We start from the raw sequence: 13,905 nt of genomic DNA, 5'->3' as shown, positions 1-13,905 counted from the left end.
ACCTCAAGCCTTTTCAGCCCCTAACGCTTATGCAGCAAGCGCAAACAGCTATTATTTTGCTAGCACACGGCTCGCGCGACCCGCTATGGCGCCGGCCCATCGAAGCCGTGTGCGCACGCATCCAGGCAGACCAGCCGCACCGCGCCGTGCGCTGCGCCTACCTGGAGCTGTGCACACCCGACCTGGCCAGCGCCGTGGGCGAGCTGGCGGCCGACACCACGCAGATCACCATCGTTCCGCTGTTCCTGGGCACGGGCCGCCACGCCCGCGAGGACCTGCCCCGCATGGTGGAGGAGCTGGCCCGCGCATTCCCCCACCTGCGCCTGCACCTGCAGACCCCGGTCGGCGAGGACGAGCGCATGGTCGCGCTGATGGCACACATCGCCAGCGAAACCACCCACGAGGCCACCATTCGTTAGATGAATGCAGCATAATGATGCGACTTCTTAGCCGCTTTTCAGTATGAATCTGCACCAGTTCCGCTTCGTTCAGGAAGCCGCGCGCCGCAACCTCAACCTGACCGAGGCCGCCAAGGCGCTGCACACCTCGCAGCCCGGCGTCTCCAAGGCCATCATCGAGCTGGAGGACGAGCTGGGCGTGGACATCTTCGCGCGCCACGGCAAGCGGCTCAAGCGCGTGACCGAGCCGGGGCAGCACGTGCTCAAGAGCATCGAGCTCATCATGCGCGAGGTGGGCAACCTCAAGCGCATCGGCGAGCAGTACAGCGCCCAGGACAGCGGCACCCTCTCCATCGCCACCACGCACACCCAGGCGCGCTACGTGCTGCCCATGCCCGTGGCCAGGCTGCGCGAGGCCTATCCCAAGGTCCACATCAGCCTGCACCAGGCCACGCCGCACGAGGTGGCGCGCATGGTGATCGACGAGGTGGCCGAGATCGGCATGGCCACCGAGTCGCTGGCCGACTACCCCGACCTCGTCACCCTGCCCTGCTACGAATGGCAGCACGTGCTGGTCATGCCGCCCAGCCACCCGCTGGCAGGCAAGGAGCGCATCGGCCTGGACGACATCGCGCACGAGGCGCTCATCACCTACCACCCCTCGTTCACCGGCCGCGGCAAGATCGACCAGGCCTTCGCCGCGCGCAAGCTGCAGCCGCGCATCGTGCTGGAGGCCATCGACTCAGACGTCATCAAGACCTACGTGCGCCTGGGGCTGGGCATCGGCATCGTGGCCGAGATGGCGATGCGGGGCGACCCAGCGGGCGACCTCGTCGTGCGTCCGGTCGGCCACCTGTTCGGCCAGAGCGTGGCGCGCGTGGCGTTCAAGCGCGGCGCCTACCTGCGCAACTTCGTCTACAAGTTCGCCGAACTGCTGAGCGACCGCCTGAGCCGCGACCTGATCGCCCGCGCGATGACCGGCCACGTGAACGACTACGAACTATGACCACCCCCACCTTCCCCAGCCGCCTGCCCAACGTGGGCACCACCATCTTCACCGTCATGTCGGCGCTCGCCACCGAGCACCAGGCTGTCAACCTCGGCCAGGGCTTCCCCGACTTCGCCTGCGACCCCGCGCTGCTGGACGCCGTCACCCGCGCCATGCAGGCCGGGCACAACCAGTACCCGCCCATGACCGGCGTGGCCCCGCTGCGCGAGGCCGTCTCCGCGAAGATCGAAACGCTGCATGCGCGCCGCTACTGTCCCAACACCGAGATCACCATCACCGCCGGGGCCACGCAGGCCATCCTGACGGCCGTGCTCGCCTGCGTGCAGCCGGGCGACGAGGTCATCGTGCTGGAGCCCTGCTACGACAGCTACGTGCCCAACATCGAGTTGGCCGGCGGCGTGGTGGTGCGCGTGCCCCTCACTCCCGGCACCTTCCGTCCCGACTTCGCAAGAATAGCCGCCGCCATCACCCCGCGCACGCGCCTCATCATCGTCAACACGCCGCACAACCCCAGCGCCACCGTGTGGACCGAAGCCGACATGCGCACGCTCGAAGAGCTGCTCGCACCCACCAACGTGCTGCTGATCTCCGACGAGGTCTACGAGCACATGGTCTTCGACGGCGCCCAGCACCAGAGCGCCGCGCGCTTTCCCGGCCTGGCCGAGCGCGCGTTCATCGTCTCCAGCTTCGGCAAGACCTTCCACGTCACCGGCTGGAAGATCGGCACCGTGGCCGCGCCCGCCGCGCTCACGGCGGAATTGCGCAAGGTGCACCAGTTCAACGTGTTCACCGTCAACACACCCATGCAGTACGGGCTGGCCGAATACCTGAAGAACCCCGCGCCCTACCTGGATCTGCCCGCCTTCTACCAGGCCAAGCGCGACCTGTTCCGCCAGGGACTGGAGGGCTCGCGCCTGAAGCTGCTGCCCAGCACCGGCAGCTACTTCCAATGCGTGGACATCTCGGCCGTGAGCGACCTGCCCGAAGCCGACTTCTGCCAATGGCTGACGCGCGAGATCGGCGTGGCGGCCATTCCGCTCTCGGCCTTCTATGGCGACGGATTCGACCAGCGCGTGGTGCGCTTTTGCTTCGCCAAGCAGGACGAGACGCTGCGCGCGGCGCTGGAGCGGCTGCGCAAGCTTTGAGCCCAATCGGGCTCCAGCGCTTTTCCAGCAAGCGCAAGCAGCTCCTTTTTGAATAGCACCTACCGGCGTGCCAGCCACACCCCGGTAGCTGCCACCACCATGCCCACCAGCGCCCAGCCGGTCAGCGTTTCGCCGAACAGCAGCCAGGCGACCAGGGCCGTGACCGGCGGCGTCAGGTAGAACAGGCTCGCCACATGGACCGCCCCGCCGCGGCGGATGAGCAGGTTCAGCAGGCTGACCGCGCCCACGGAGAGCACCAGCACCAGCCAGCCCAGCGCGAAGGCGAATTCACCCGTCCACTGAACGGCCATGGTCTCGGTGGCAGCGGCCAGCGCTGCCGTTGCCACCAGGGTGGGCAGGTACTGGATGACCGTGCCCGTACGCAGGTCGAACGACGGGCAGAACCGCTTCTGGTACAGCGTGCCCACCGTGATGCCCAGCAGCGCCACCACCGCCGGGCCCAGCATGCCTGCCACCGCCCCGACCGGCACCCCGGCCACCTTGCCCGCCACCACCAGCACCACGCCCGTGAAGCCCAGCGCCAGACCCGCCCACTGCACGGGCCGCACCTTCTCGCCCAGCAGCGCCCCCGCTGCCAGCGCCGTGACCAGCGGCTGCAGGCCCACCACCAGTGCGGTGATTCCCGACGGCAGCCCCTGGCCGATGGCGATGAACACGCCGCCCAGGTACACGCCATGCACCAGCAGGCCCGCGACGCCGATGTGCACCCAGCTCCTGCCCCACGCAGGCCAGGGGGCCCGCGCCACCACGGCCACCGCGAGCATCAGCACGATGACGATGGCAAAACGCAGCGTCAGGAAGGTGAGCGGCTCGGCATAAGGCAGGCCCAGCTTCGCGCCGATGAAGCCCGTGCTCCACAGCATCACGAACAGCAAGGGGGCCAGGGCATCGAGCGTGCCGGGTGCTTTGGACATCGGGGTCATAGACGATGGAAATGGCGCCGCGAGGGCATGGAAGTCAGGCCTGCGAGCCGCTGCGCGCCAGGAACGCGGCGATGCGCTCCAGCACTTCGGCCGCGCGTTCGCGGTGCGGCAGGTGGTGGCAGCCGGGAAGCACCGCCAGTTCGGCGGGGCCGCGCACGCTGGCCACGATGCGCTCGGCCTGCTGCGGGGAGCCGTATTCGTCCTCGGCGCCGTGGATCACGAGCGTGGGACAGTGCACGCGCGCCAGCGCGGGCTCCATGGAATAGCCGGCGTGGGCGGGGGACAGCCAGGTGCGCGTCCAGGCGTCCAGCACCCAGCGCGCCTTGTCCCCGTGGTATTTGCGCAGGCGGTCCATCTCGGCCTCGTCGGCAAAGGCGGCCTCGGCCGCTCGGATGCCCTCCAGCGTGCGCTCCTCCACGTAGCACTGGGCGGACACGGTGAGCAGCGCCTCGCACGCGCTGCCCAGGTGGGCCGCGGCGAAGGCGGCCATGCCGCCGCCCACGCTGTGCCCCAGCAGCACGGCGCGTTCCCTGCCGCACTGCGCCAGCAGGCGCGGCACGACCTGCTCGCCCTCCTCGCGCACGAAGCCGGTGCCCGGCAGGCCGGTGCGCGCGTCGGACGCGGCCAAAGCCCCAGCGGTCGTAGGCCAGCACCTCGCGGCCCGTGGCGGCGCTCAGCTGCGCGGGAAAGTCCCGCCACAGCGCCACGCACCCCAGGGAGTCGTGCAGCAGCACCATGGGCGCACGGGCGCCGCCGCCCTGGGGCTGCCACAGGCGGCCATGCAGCACGACACCGCCCGGCCCTGCCAGAGGCAGGTCGCGTACGGCGGGGGCGGACGCTTCACTGCCCCTGTCGGATCCTGTTTTCATAGCTGCTTGCGCTTGCTGGATAAGGGTTTGACGCCATTTTCATATGAAACCTCCGTCACCGGTCATACGCGGAGATGGCGATGGGCAACCGCGGTGCCTGCCACACATAGTCCTTCGCCAGCACGTCGCGCGCGGGCTGCAGGCCGGGCCAGCGCAGGTGTAGCAGGCTGGCCATGGTCCAGCCGGCCCAGTCCCCACGGAAGGGTCGCGCGGCGATGGCGGCGCGCTCCGGGCGCGGCGCATCGTTGCTCCACAGCAGCGCGGGGATGCGGTAGCCCGCGGCCGTTCCGGGGCTGTGGCCGGCATGGTCGGTCGCATGGCCCACCTCCTGGCCATGGTCGGACAGGTACATCCAGGCGCGGTAGCCCGGGTTGCCGCCGGCGTTGCGCGTGAGCGCCAGCGTCTCGGAGACGACGAAGTCGTGGTAGAGCATGGCCGCGTCGTAGTCCTGGCGCAGGCGGCGCACCCAGTAGGGCCGGCCCTGGCGCTCCAGCTCGCGCTCCACGCTGTCGGGCGCATCGTCGAACGGATTGGCATCGGCAGGAAAGCGCAGCCGGTAGTGCGGGTGCGTGCCCAGCAGGTGCACCACGATGAGCTTGCGCGGCGCGCTGTCCTCCAGCGCCTTCTGCAGCTCGTCCAGCAACTCGCCGTCCAGCGACATGGTGGAACGGCCCGGCGTACGGTTGATGAAGTCCACGACGTCGGCCAGCCGCGCATGCGTCTGCTCCACGGCCACGTCGTCGTGGTTGCTCACCCACCAGACCTTGTAGCCCGCCGCGCGGGCGAGCGCGAGCAGGTGGGGCGGCGCATCCTGCCGGCCCAGGCCGCCGAAGCCGAAGATGTTGCGCAGCGCGGGCAGCGTGCTGGCATCGGCGGACCAGGCGTGGCGCAGCGTCAGCATCTGGTCGCCCAGCTGCCGCACCTGGGTTTCCAGACGGTGCGTGGTGGGCCTGGCGTAGCCGTAGAGCGACATGTTGTCCCGGTTCACGCTGTCCCCGAGCACCATCACCACGGTGGACGGCCCTTCCCTGGCCACCGACGGCGCCGCGGCGCGCGCCCGCGCCAGCTCCGCGCGCCGGAACGCCTCCTGGTCCCCCAGGGTGCCGCGCAAGGCCTGCACGGACTGGCTCCAGCCGGCCCAGAAAACGACAGGGTGCAGCCGGCGCCACGGCTTGCTCGCATACCCCAGGGCGCCGACCAGCAGGCCCACGGCCAGCAGCACCACAAGGCCGCGGGACAGCCGGCCCGTGCCCTGCGCGCCGGCCTGCGCGGCCAGGCGCCAGCTCCACGCGCCGGCTGCGGCCAGCCCCGCCAGCCACAGCAGCAGCGTGCGCCAGTGCGCCTGCAGGTACTCGCCCGTCTCGCGCGCATTGGTGTTGGCCGCGGCACCGAGCACCAGCGAGCTGTCCGGCGCGGATTGGTAGGCATCCAGCAGGAATCCCCGGGCCGCGCCGTCCAACGCGAAGCACATGAAGCCGGCCCACGCCAGCACGCGCCGCCATCGCCGCACCGCCGGGCTGCGCACCGGCCAGGCCAGCCAGGCCATGAGCGGCAGGAACAGGATGAGCAGTTGCGCCACGCGGCGCCCGTCGTGCCCCAGCACCACGAACACGGCCGCGAGGCCCCAGAGACATGCCAGCGCCCCGCGGGCGCGCAGCGGCGCCGCGGCGCCCGTGGTCGATCCAGACACGAAAGATGCTTTCCCGGAAAAACGGCCGCTTCAGAGCAGGACGATATCGTACTGCTCCTGCCCCATCGCGTTCTCGGCCTGCAGCGAGATCGGCTTGCCGATGAAGTCCGACAGGCCCGCGAGGTGCTGGCTTTCCTCGTCGAGGAACAGCTCCACCACCTTGGGCGAGGCGATCACGCGGAACTCGCGCGGGTTGAACTGGCGCGCCTCGCGCAGCACCTCGCGCAGGATGTCGTAGCACACGGTGCGCGCGGTTTTCACCTCGCCCACGCCATGGCAGGTGGGGCACGGCTCGCAGAGCATGTGGGCCAGCGACTCGCGCGTGCGCTTGCGCGTCATCTCCACCAGGCCGAGCTGCGAGAAGCCGCCCAGCATGGTCTTCACGCGGTCGCGCGCGAGCTGCTTGCGGAACTCCGCCAGCACGGCCGTCTTGTGGTCCTCGCGCAGCATGTCGATGAAGTCCGCGATCACGATGCCGCCCAGGTTGCGCAGCCGCAGCTGGCGCGCGATGGCGCCGGCGGCCTCCAGGTTGGTCTTGAAGATGGTGTCGTCGAAGTTGCGCGCGCCCACGTATCCGCCGGTGTTCACGTCGATGGTGGTGAGCGCCTCGGTCTGGTCCACGATGAGGTAGCCGCCGGACTTGAGCTGGACGCGCCGGCCCAGGGCCAGGGCCACCTCCTCGTCGATGGCGAACAGGTCGAAGATCGGACGCTCGCCCTTGTACAACTGCAGCTTGGAAGCCGCGGCGGGCATGAATTCGCGCCCGAAGGCGGCCAGCAGCGCGTGCTGCTCGCGCGAGTCGATGCGGATGGACTGCGTTTCCTCGCTGGCGATGTCGCGCAGCACGCGCTGCAGCAGGCTCAGGTCCTGGTAGAGCAGCGACGTGGGCGGGCGGCTCAGGGACGCCTGGCGGATGCCCGTCCAGGTCTTGCGCAGGTAGGCGATGTCTTCGGCCAGCTCCTCGTCGCTCGCGTCCTCGCCGTTGGTGCGCAGGATGAAGCCGCCCCCGCCGCCCGCGGCCTTGTCGCCCACCAGCGCCTGCAGGCGCGCGCGCAGGGCGTCGCGCTCGTCGGCCGGGATCTTCTGCGAGACGCCCACGTGGTCGTCCTGCGGCAGGAAGACGAGCAGCCGCCCGGCGATGCTGACCTGGGTGGACAGGCGTGCGCCCTTGGTGCCGATGGGGTCCTTGATGACCTGCACCATGAGCGACTGGCCCTCGAACACCTGCTTCTCAATCGGCACGGGCGGCTCGTTCTTGCGCGCGAACATGGGCGCCTCGCCGCCCTCCTGGCGGTGCCACACGTCGGCCACGTGCAGAAAGGCGGCCCGCTCCAGGCCGATGTCGATGAACGCCGACTGCATGCCCGGCAGCACGCGCGAGACCTTGCCCAGGTAGATGTTGCCGACCAGACCGCGTTCCAGAGTGCGCTCCACGTGCAGCTCCTGCACAGCGCCGTTCTCCACCACGGCCACGCGCGTCTCCTGCGGCGACCAGTTAATCAGAATGTCTTGTTGCATGGGCTTCGCCAAGTGAAGCCCGGATGATGCCCGAAACCGCCCGCTCAGGCGGCCATGGCCTGCAAGCCCTTGAGCAGTTGCGGGCGCAGGGCCACCACCCCACCCACCACGATCAGCGCGGGCGGGCGCACGCGGTGCTGCAAGGCGAGCCGCGGCAGGCTCTGCAGCGTGCCTTCGATGCAGCGCTGCCCCGGCAGCGACGCCTGCTCCACCAGCGCCGCCGGCGTGTCCTGCGGCAGGCCGTGGCGCACCAGCTCGGCGCAGATCACGGGCAGGTTGCCGATGCCCATGTAGATCACCACCGTCTGGCGCGGGCGCGCCAGCGCCTGCCAGTCCAGCGCCACTTCTCCGTCGCCCTGCAGGTGGCCGGTGGCGAACACCAGCGTGGCCGCATGGTCGCGGTGGGTGAGCGGGATGCCGGCGCAGGCGCCGGCGCCCTGGGCGGCGGTGATGCCGGGCACCACGTCGAAGGCGATGCCGGCGTCGGCCAGGGCCTGCGCCTCCTCGCCGCCGCGGCCGAAGATGAAGCCATCTCCTCCCTTGAGGCGCACCAGGCTGCGCCCGCTGCGCGCCAGCCGCAGCATGAGGTCGATGATGGATTCCTGCGGCAGCGTGTGATGAGCGGCCTCCTTGCCCACGTAGATCAGGTCGGCATCGTCGGCCACGTAGCGCAGCACCTCCTTGCCCACCAGGTGGTCGTAGAGCACCAGGCGCGCGCCGCGTAGCGCCTTCACGGCGCGCAGCGTGAGCAGTTCGGGGTCGCCGGGGCCGGCCCCCACCAGGGTCACGCGCCCGGGACCGGCGTTCGCCCCGGCGGCGGGAGGCGCTGCGAACCAGCGCGCGTCTTCTATGAAGCTCATACAGGTCTTCTTTCTTCGCGGATCGTGGTGGTGCCGATTGTTCAAAGGCCCCGTGCTTCCGTCCTTGAACCAGTTCAAGGACAGGCGCGCGGGCCGGCGCGACGATCACAGCCACTCGCATGAAGAGGGAATGGACAGCGACCTCGCGAGAGGGCCCGCGGCATCCGCCGGGGGACCACCCATGCGCTGATCCGTGACGCAGAGGACCCACAATGACAGCAAAGAGGATCGCCAGGCTGGTCGCGCTTGCCGCCGCCACCCTGGTGTCGGCCACCGCGATGGCGCAGGACGCCAAGCCGGTCTCCGAGGCCGAGAAAAACTACCAGGCCGGCGGCTCGCCTCTGGCGGATGTGCCCATGCACCAGAGCACGAACCCCAAGGCGCCCGCGATGACGCAGGCCGAGTTCGACCGCGCCCGCCAGATCTATTTCGAGCGCTGCGCGGGGTGTCACGGCGTGCTGCGCAAGGGCGCCACCGGCAAGGCGCTCACGCCGGACATCACCCTGGGCAAAGGCACGGACTACCTGAAGGTCTTCATCGCTTACGGCTCGCCCGCCGGCATGCCCAACTGGCTGACGTCGGGCGACTTCGACGAGGCCACCGTGGATCTGATGGCGCGCTACGTGCAGCAAGACCCTCCCACACCGCCGGAGTTCTCGCTGGCAGACATGGAGAAGTCGCGCAAGGAATACGTGCCCGTCGCCCAGCGGCCCGCGAAGAAGATGAACAACTACAACATCAACAACATCTTCTCGGTCACGCTGCGTGACGCGGGCGAGATCGCGCTGATCGACGGCGACACCAAGCAGATCATCAACATCGTCAAGACCGGCTATGCGGTGCACATCTCGCGCCTGTCGGCCTCGGGCCGCTACCTCTACGTGATCGGCCGCGACGCACGCCTGAACCTGATCGACCTGTGGATGGAAAAGCCCGACAACGTGGCCGAGATCAAGATCGGCCTGGAGGCCCGCAGCGTCGAGACCAGCAAGTTCAAGGGCTGGGAAGACAAGATCGCCATCGCCGGCACCTACTGGCCGCCCCAGTTCGTGCTGATGGACGGCGATACGCTCACGCCGCGCAAGATCGTCTCCACCCGCGGCATGACCGTGGACAACGAGTACCACCCCGAGCCGCGCGTGGCCGCCATCGTGGCCAGCCACCAGAAGCCCGAGTTCCTTGTCAACGCCAAGGAGACCGGCAAGATCTGGATGGTCGACTACACCGACCTGGAGAACCTCAAGACCACGCAGATCGACTCGGCCAAGTTCCTGCACGACGGCGGCTTCGACGCCACGCGCCGCTACTTCCTGACCGCCGCCAACGCGTCGGACAAGATCGCCGTGGTGGACACCAAGACCAGCAAGCTGGCCGCGCTGGTGCCCGTGGGCAAGATCCCGCACCCGGGCCGGGGCGCCAACTTCGTGCACCCGAAATTCGGTCCGGTGTGGTCCACCTCCGGCCTGGGCGACGAGAGCATCGCCATCATCGGCACCGACCCGGCCAGGCACAAGGCCAACGCCTGGAAGGTGGTGCAGTCGCTCAAGGGCCAGGGCGGCGGCTCGCTGTTCATCAAGACGCACCCGAAATCCACCAACCTGTGGGTGGACACGGCACTCAACCCCGACCCGAAGATCAGCCAGAGCGTGGCGGTGTACGACATCAAGGACCTGGGCAAAGCGCCGCAGATCATCGACATCGCAGGCTGCGCCAACCTCAAGGACGACGGCGCCAAGCGCGTGGTACAGCCCGAGTACAACCAGAAGGGCGACGAGGTCTGGTTCTCGGTGTGGAGCGCCAAGGACAAGGAATCGGCCATCGTGGTGGTCGACGACAAGACGCGCACCTGCAAGACCGTGATCAAGGATGCGAAGCTGGTCACGCCGACGGGCAAGTTCAACGTCTACAACACCATGCACGACGTCTACTGACGTCGACGAGGACTGTCATGGTGCGTCCCGCCATCCTCCTCCTCGCCGGGGCCGTCTGCGCGGCGCAAGCCATGGCGCAGAGCGCGGTGCCCACGGCCGAGCGCAGCGCGCAGCTCGTGCGCATGGTGCGCCAGGATTGCGGCTCGTGCCATGGCATGCGCCTCACCGGCGGCCTGGGCCCCGCGCTCACGCGCGAGGCCCTGACCGGCAAGCCCCCCGAATACCTGGCCGCCGTCATCACCCACGGCATTCCCGGCACCCCCATGCCGCCCTGGAGCGCCCTGCTCCAGGGCAGCGAGGCGCGGTGGATCGCCGAGCGGCTGGCCAGCGGCTTTCCCGAAGAAAACAGGAGCCCGGCTCCATGACTCCCATGAAACGGCGCAACCTGCTGTCGCTCGCCGCCAGCGCGCCGCTGCTCGCCAGCGGCTGCGCGGCCACCTCTTCTCCTGCCTCGCCGCCGCCGGCGCCCACGCTGCAAGGCACGGGCGACCTGGGCGTGGTCGTCGAGCGCGCCCAGGGCGCGCTCACCCTCGTCAACACCAGCCGCCGCGCCGCCATGGGCCGCGTCACCGGGCTGGGCGATCTGTCGCACGCCTCGGTGGTGTTCTCGCGCGATGCGCGCTACGCCTACGTCTTCGGCCGCGACGGCGGCCTGACCCGCGTGGACATCCTCGCGCAGCAGATCACCCACCGCGTGATGCAGGCCGGCAACTCCATCGGCGGCGCCATCAGCGCCGACGGCAGCCTGGTCGTGGCGCAGAACTACACGCCCGGCGGCATCAAGGTGTTCGACGCCGCCACCCTGGAGTTGCTGGCCGACGTGCCCGCGCTCACCCCGGGCGGCGAACGCTCGCGCGTGGTCGGCCTGGCCGACCTGCCGCAGCGGCGCTTCATCTACAGCCTGTTCGACGCCGGCGCCATCTGCATCGCCGACTGCGCCGACCCGCGCCAGCCGCGCATCGCCACCCTGCCTGACATCGGCAAGCAGCCCTACGACGCCCTGGTCTCGCCCAACGGCCGCCACTACATCGCCGGACTGTTCGGCGAAGACGGCCTGGCCATGGTGGACCTGTGGGACGCCGCACCCCGCGCGCGCCGCATCATGAAAGGCTACGGACGCGGCCAGCAGCCCCTGCCCGTGTACAAGATGCCGCACCTGCGCGGCTGGGCCATCGCGGGCCGGCACGCCTACCTGCCGGCCGTCGGCCGCCACGAAGTGCTCGTCGTCGACACCGACACCTGGGCCGAGGCCGGCCGCATCCCCGTCGCAGGCCAGCCCGTGTTCGTGATGGCGCGGCCCGACGGACGCCAGGTGTGGGTCAACTTCTCGGTCCCCGACTACCACCGGGTGCAGGTGATCGACACGCCCAGCCAGCGCGTGGTGGAGACGCTGCGCCCCGGCAAGGCCGTGCTGCACATGGAGTTCACGCCGCGCGGCGAATCGGTGTGGATCAGCTGCCGTGACGACAACCGCGTACAGGTCTACGACACCCACACGCTGCAGGCGCAGGCCAGCCTGCCGGTGGATGCCCCCAGCGGCATCTTCTTCACCGCGCGCGCACAGCGCATGGGGTTCTGAATGTCTGCCGGCGATGCCCTGGGCCTGGCGCTGCTCAACACCTGGCAGCGCGGCTTTCCGCTGTGCGAGCGGCCGTTCGAAGCCATCGGCCGGACCCTGGGCCTGGACGAAGGCGAGGTGCTGGGCCGCTACGCGCGGCTGTGGCAGGCCGGCGCGCTCAGCCGCATCGGCGCCGTGTTCGCGCCGGGCGCGGGCGGCGCGTCGCTGCTGGCCGCCATGACCGTGCCGCCCGCGCGCCTGGACGGCGTGGCCGCCACCGTCTCGGCACACCCCGGCGTCAACCACAACTACGAGCGCGAGCACACCACCAACCTCTGGTTCGTCGCCACCGGCCGCGATGCGCAGCAGGTGGAGCGCCTGCTGCGCTCCATCGAGCAGGCCACGGCCTTGCCGGTGCTGCGCCTGCCCATGCTGCGCCCCTACCGCATCGACACCGCCTTCGACCTGCATGCCGACCTGGCCGGCGCCGCGCAGCCCACGCCCGCGGCGGCCGCCCCGCTGGTGCCTGCCGACCGGCCGCTCGCCGCCCTGGCCGAGGAAGGCCTGCCGCTCACGCTGCGGCCCTACGACGTCTGGGCCGACCAGCTGCACGGCAGCACGCTGGCCGTGCTGGACACACTGTCGCGCTGGCTGGCCCAGGGCCAGCTCAGCCGCTTCGGCGTCGTCGTGCGCCACCACGAGCTGGGCTACACCGCCAACGCCATGGCCGTGTTCGACGTGCCCGACGCGCTGGTAGACCGCCACGGCGCGGCCCTGGCGCACACGCCAGGCGTCACGCTGGCCTACCGGCGCGCCCGTGCGGACGGCTGGCCCTTCAACCTGTACTGCATGGTGCACGGACGCAACCGGCAGGCAGTGCATGCGGCGCTCGCCCACGCCAGCGCACAGGCCGGCCTGCAGGCCTATCCCAGCGCCGTGCTGTTCTCGCTGCGGCGCTTCAAGCAGACCGGCGCGCGCCGCTTCGCCCACCACGCGCCGCATGCCTGCCCGGCGCCCGAACTCCAGGAGCCCGCCCATGTTGAGCCCTGACGACGCACTCCTGGTGGACCACTTGCACGGCGGCTTTCCGCTCGTGGACCGCCCCTTCGCCGCCGTGGCGGCCGCGCTGGGCTGCACCGAGGAGCGGGTGCTGGTGCGCCTGCGGCGCCTGCTGTCGCAGGGCGTGCTCACGCGCTTCGGCCCGCTGTTCCAGATCGAGCGCGCGGGCGGCCAGTTCGTGCTCGCCGCCATCGCCGTACCCGAGGAAAGCTTCGGCGCCGTGGCTGCCACCGTCAACGCCTTTCCAGAAGTGGCGCACAACTACCGGCGCACGCATGCGCTCAACATGTGGTTCGTCGTGGCCGCCGAATCCCCCGCGCAGGCGGCCGACGCGCTCGCGCGCATCGAGGCCACCACGGGCCTGCCCGTGCACGCGTTTCCCAAGGAGGAGGAGTATTTCGTGGAACTGCGCCTGCCTCCGCTGCCCCTCGCAGGAGCATCCCATGGCGCTTGATGCCTTCGACCGCGCGCTGATCGCCGCTACCCAGGGCGGACTGCCCCTGGTGGCGCGCCCCTACGAGGCCGTGGGCGCCATGCTCGGCGTACCCGGCGAGCAGGTGCGCGAACGCCTGGAACACATGCTGGCCCAGGGCCTGGTGCGCCGCATCGGCGCCGTGCCCAACCACTACCGCCTGGGCTACACCGCCAACGGCATGAGCGTCTGGGACGTGGCCGACGAACAGGTGGCCGCGCTCGGCCCGCGCGTGGCCGCCCTGCCGGGCGTGAGCCACTGCTACCGCCGCCCGCGCCACCTGCCCGGCTGGCCCTACAACCTGTTCGCCATGCTGCACGGCACCAGCCGCGAAAGCGTGGCGCAGCAGGCCAGCGAGATCGCCGCGCTGCTGGGCGATGCCTGCCGTGGCCACGACATCCTGTATTCCACCGCCATCCTGAAAAAGACCGGCCTCCGATTAAAGGACTGAA

General features: G+C 70.1%; 14 protein-coding genes. 9 read left to right on the top strand and 5 right to left on the bottom strand.

The window, feature by feature from the left end:
* Positions 1 to 29: 29 nt before the first annotated feature.
* The 3 genes from AAG689_RS07940 to AAG689_RS07930 are packed head-to-tail and all read left to right on the top strand — an operon-like array spanning position 30 to position 2,552.
* Positions 30 to 419, top strand: coding sequence for a sirohydrochlorin chelatase (locus AAG689_RS07940; protein ID WP_406625484.1), 390 nt, complete (start codon positions 30 to 32; stop codon positions 417 to 419).
* A gap of 43 nt (positions 420 to 462) precedes the next feature.
* Positions 463 to 1,404 (top strand): CysB family HTH-type transcriptional regulator, encoded by a 942-nt coding sequence (locus AAG689_RS07935; protein ID WP_406625482.1) that lies wholly within the window; start codon positions 463 to 465, stop codon positions 1,402 to 1,404.
* Entirely contained in the window at positions 1,401 to 2,552 is a 1,152-nt protein-coding gene (locus AAG689_RS07930) for a pyridoxal phosphate-dependent aminotransferase (protein ID WP_406625481.1), read from the top strand. Before AAG689_RS07935 ends, AAG689_RS07930 begins: the two co-directional genes overlap by 4 nt.
* Before the next feature lie 59 nt (positions 2,553 to 2,611).
* Here AAG689_RS07930 and AAG689_RS07925 read toward each other — a convergent pair whose 3' ends face one another.
* The 5 genes from AAG689_RS07925 to cobA all read right to left on the bottom strand — a co-directional run bounded on the left by AAG689_RS07925 (position 2,612) and on the right by cobA (position 8,433).
* A complete protein-coding gene (locus tag AAG689_RS07925; RefSeq protein ID WP_406625480.1) occupies positions 2,612 to 3,487 on the bottom strand; it encodes a DMT family transporter in 876 nt (291 codons plus the stop codon).
* A 43-nt stretch (positions 3,488 to 3,530) separates the two neighbouring features.
* Positions 3,531 to 4,124 (bottom strand): alpha/beta fold hydrolase, encoded by a 594-nt coding sequence (locus tag AAG689_RS07920; protein ID WP_406625479.1) that lies wholly within the window; start codon positions 4,122 to 4,124, stop codon positions 3,531 to 3,533.
* A 296-nt stretch (positions 4,125 to 4,420) separates the two neighbouring features.
* Entirely contained in the window at positions 4,421 to 6,055 is a 1,635-nt protein-coding gene (locus tag AAG689_RS07915; RefSeq protein WP_406625478.1) for a phosphoethanolamine transferase, read from the bottom strand.
* Between the two features lie 30 nt (positions 6,056 to 6,085).
* Positions 6,086 to 7,573, bottom strand: coding sequence for a ribonuclease G (gene rng, locus AAG689_RS07910; protein WP_020228067.1), 1,488 nt, complete (start codon positions 7,571 to 7,573; stop codon positions 6,086 to 6,088).
* Between the two features lie 44 nt (positions 7,574 to 7,617).
* Entirely contained in the window at positions 7,618 to 8,433 is an 816-nt protein-coding gene (gene cobA, locus AAG689_RS07905; RefSeq protein ID WP_406625477.1) for a uroporphyrinogen-III C-methyltransferase, read from the bottom strand.
* A gap of 212 nt (positions 8,434 to 8,645) precedes the next feature.
* Here cobA and AAG689_RS07900 point away from each other — a divergent pair, with 212 nt between their 5' ends.
* Genes AAG689_RS07900 through AAG689_RS07875 form a run of 6 tightly spaced genes read left to right on the top strand, consistent with a single transcriptional unit; the run spans position 8,646 to position 13,904 of the window.
* A complete protein-coding gene (locus AAG689_RS07900) occupies positions 8,646 to 10,364 on the top strand; it encodes a cytochrome D1 domain-containing protein (protein ID WP_406625476.1) in 1,719 nt (572 codons plus the stop codon).
* Positions 10,365 to 10,381: 17 nt separating this feature from the next.
* Positions 10,382 to 10,729, top strand: coding sequence for a c-type cytochrome (locus AAG689_RS07895; protein WP_406625475.1), 348 nt, complete (start codon positions 10,382 to 10,384; stop codon positions 10,727 to 10,729).
* A 5-nt stretch (positions 10,730 to 10,734) separates the two neighbouring features.
* Positions 10,735 to 11,943 carry a cytochrome D1 domain-containing protein gene (locus tag AAG689_RS07890; protein WP_406626306.1) on the top strand — a complete coding sequence of 403 codons (1,209 nt, stop codon included), beginning with the start codon at positions 10,735 to 10,737 and terminating at the stop codon, positions 11,941 to 11,943.
* On the top strand, positions 11,944 to 12,972 hold the full coding sequence (locus tag AAG689_RS07885; RefSeq protein ID WP_406625474.1) for an Lrp/AsnC family transcriptional regulator: 1,029 nt from the start codon (positions 11,944 to 11,946) through the stop codon (positions 12,970 to 12,972).
* Positions 12,959 to 13,435 (top strand): Lrp/AsnC family transcriptional regulator, encoded by a 477-nt coding sequence (locus tag AAG689_RS07880; RefSeq protein WP_406625473.1) that lies wholly within the window; start codon positions 12,959 to 12,961, stop codon positions 13,433 to 13,435. The genes AAG689_RS07885 and AAG689_RS07880 overlap by 14 nt, the downstream gene beginning before the upstream one ends.
* Positions 13,425 to 13,904 carry an Lrp/AsnC family transcriptional regulator gene (locus tag AAG689_RS07875; protein ID WP_406625472.1) on the top strand — a complete coding sequence of 160 codons (480 nt, stop codon included), beginning with the start codon at positions 13,425 to 13,427 and terminating at the stop codon, positions 13,902 to 13,904. The genes AAG689_RS07880 and AAG689_RS07875 overlap by 11 nt, the downstream gene beginning before the upstream one ends.
* Position 13,905: the final 1 nt, after the last annotated feature.

It is taken from the genome of Acidovorax sp. SDU_ACID1 (genome assembly GCF_045291395.1).
Taxonomy (GTDB): Bacteria; Pseudomonadota; Gammaproteobacteria; order Burkholderiales; family Burkholderiaceae_C; genus MR-S7.
Note: the sequence above shows the minus strand (reverse complement) of the source record. Positions and strands in the feature narration are given on the sequence as shown.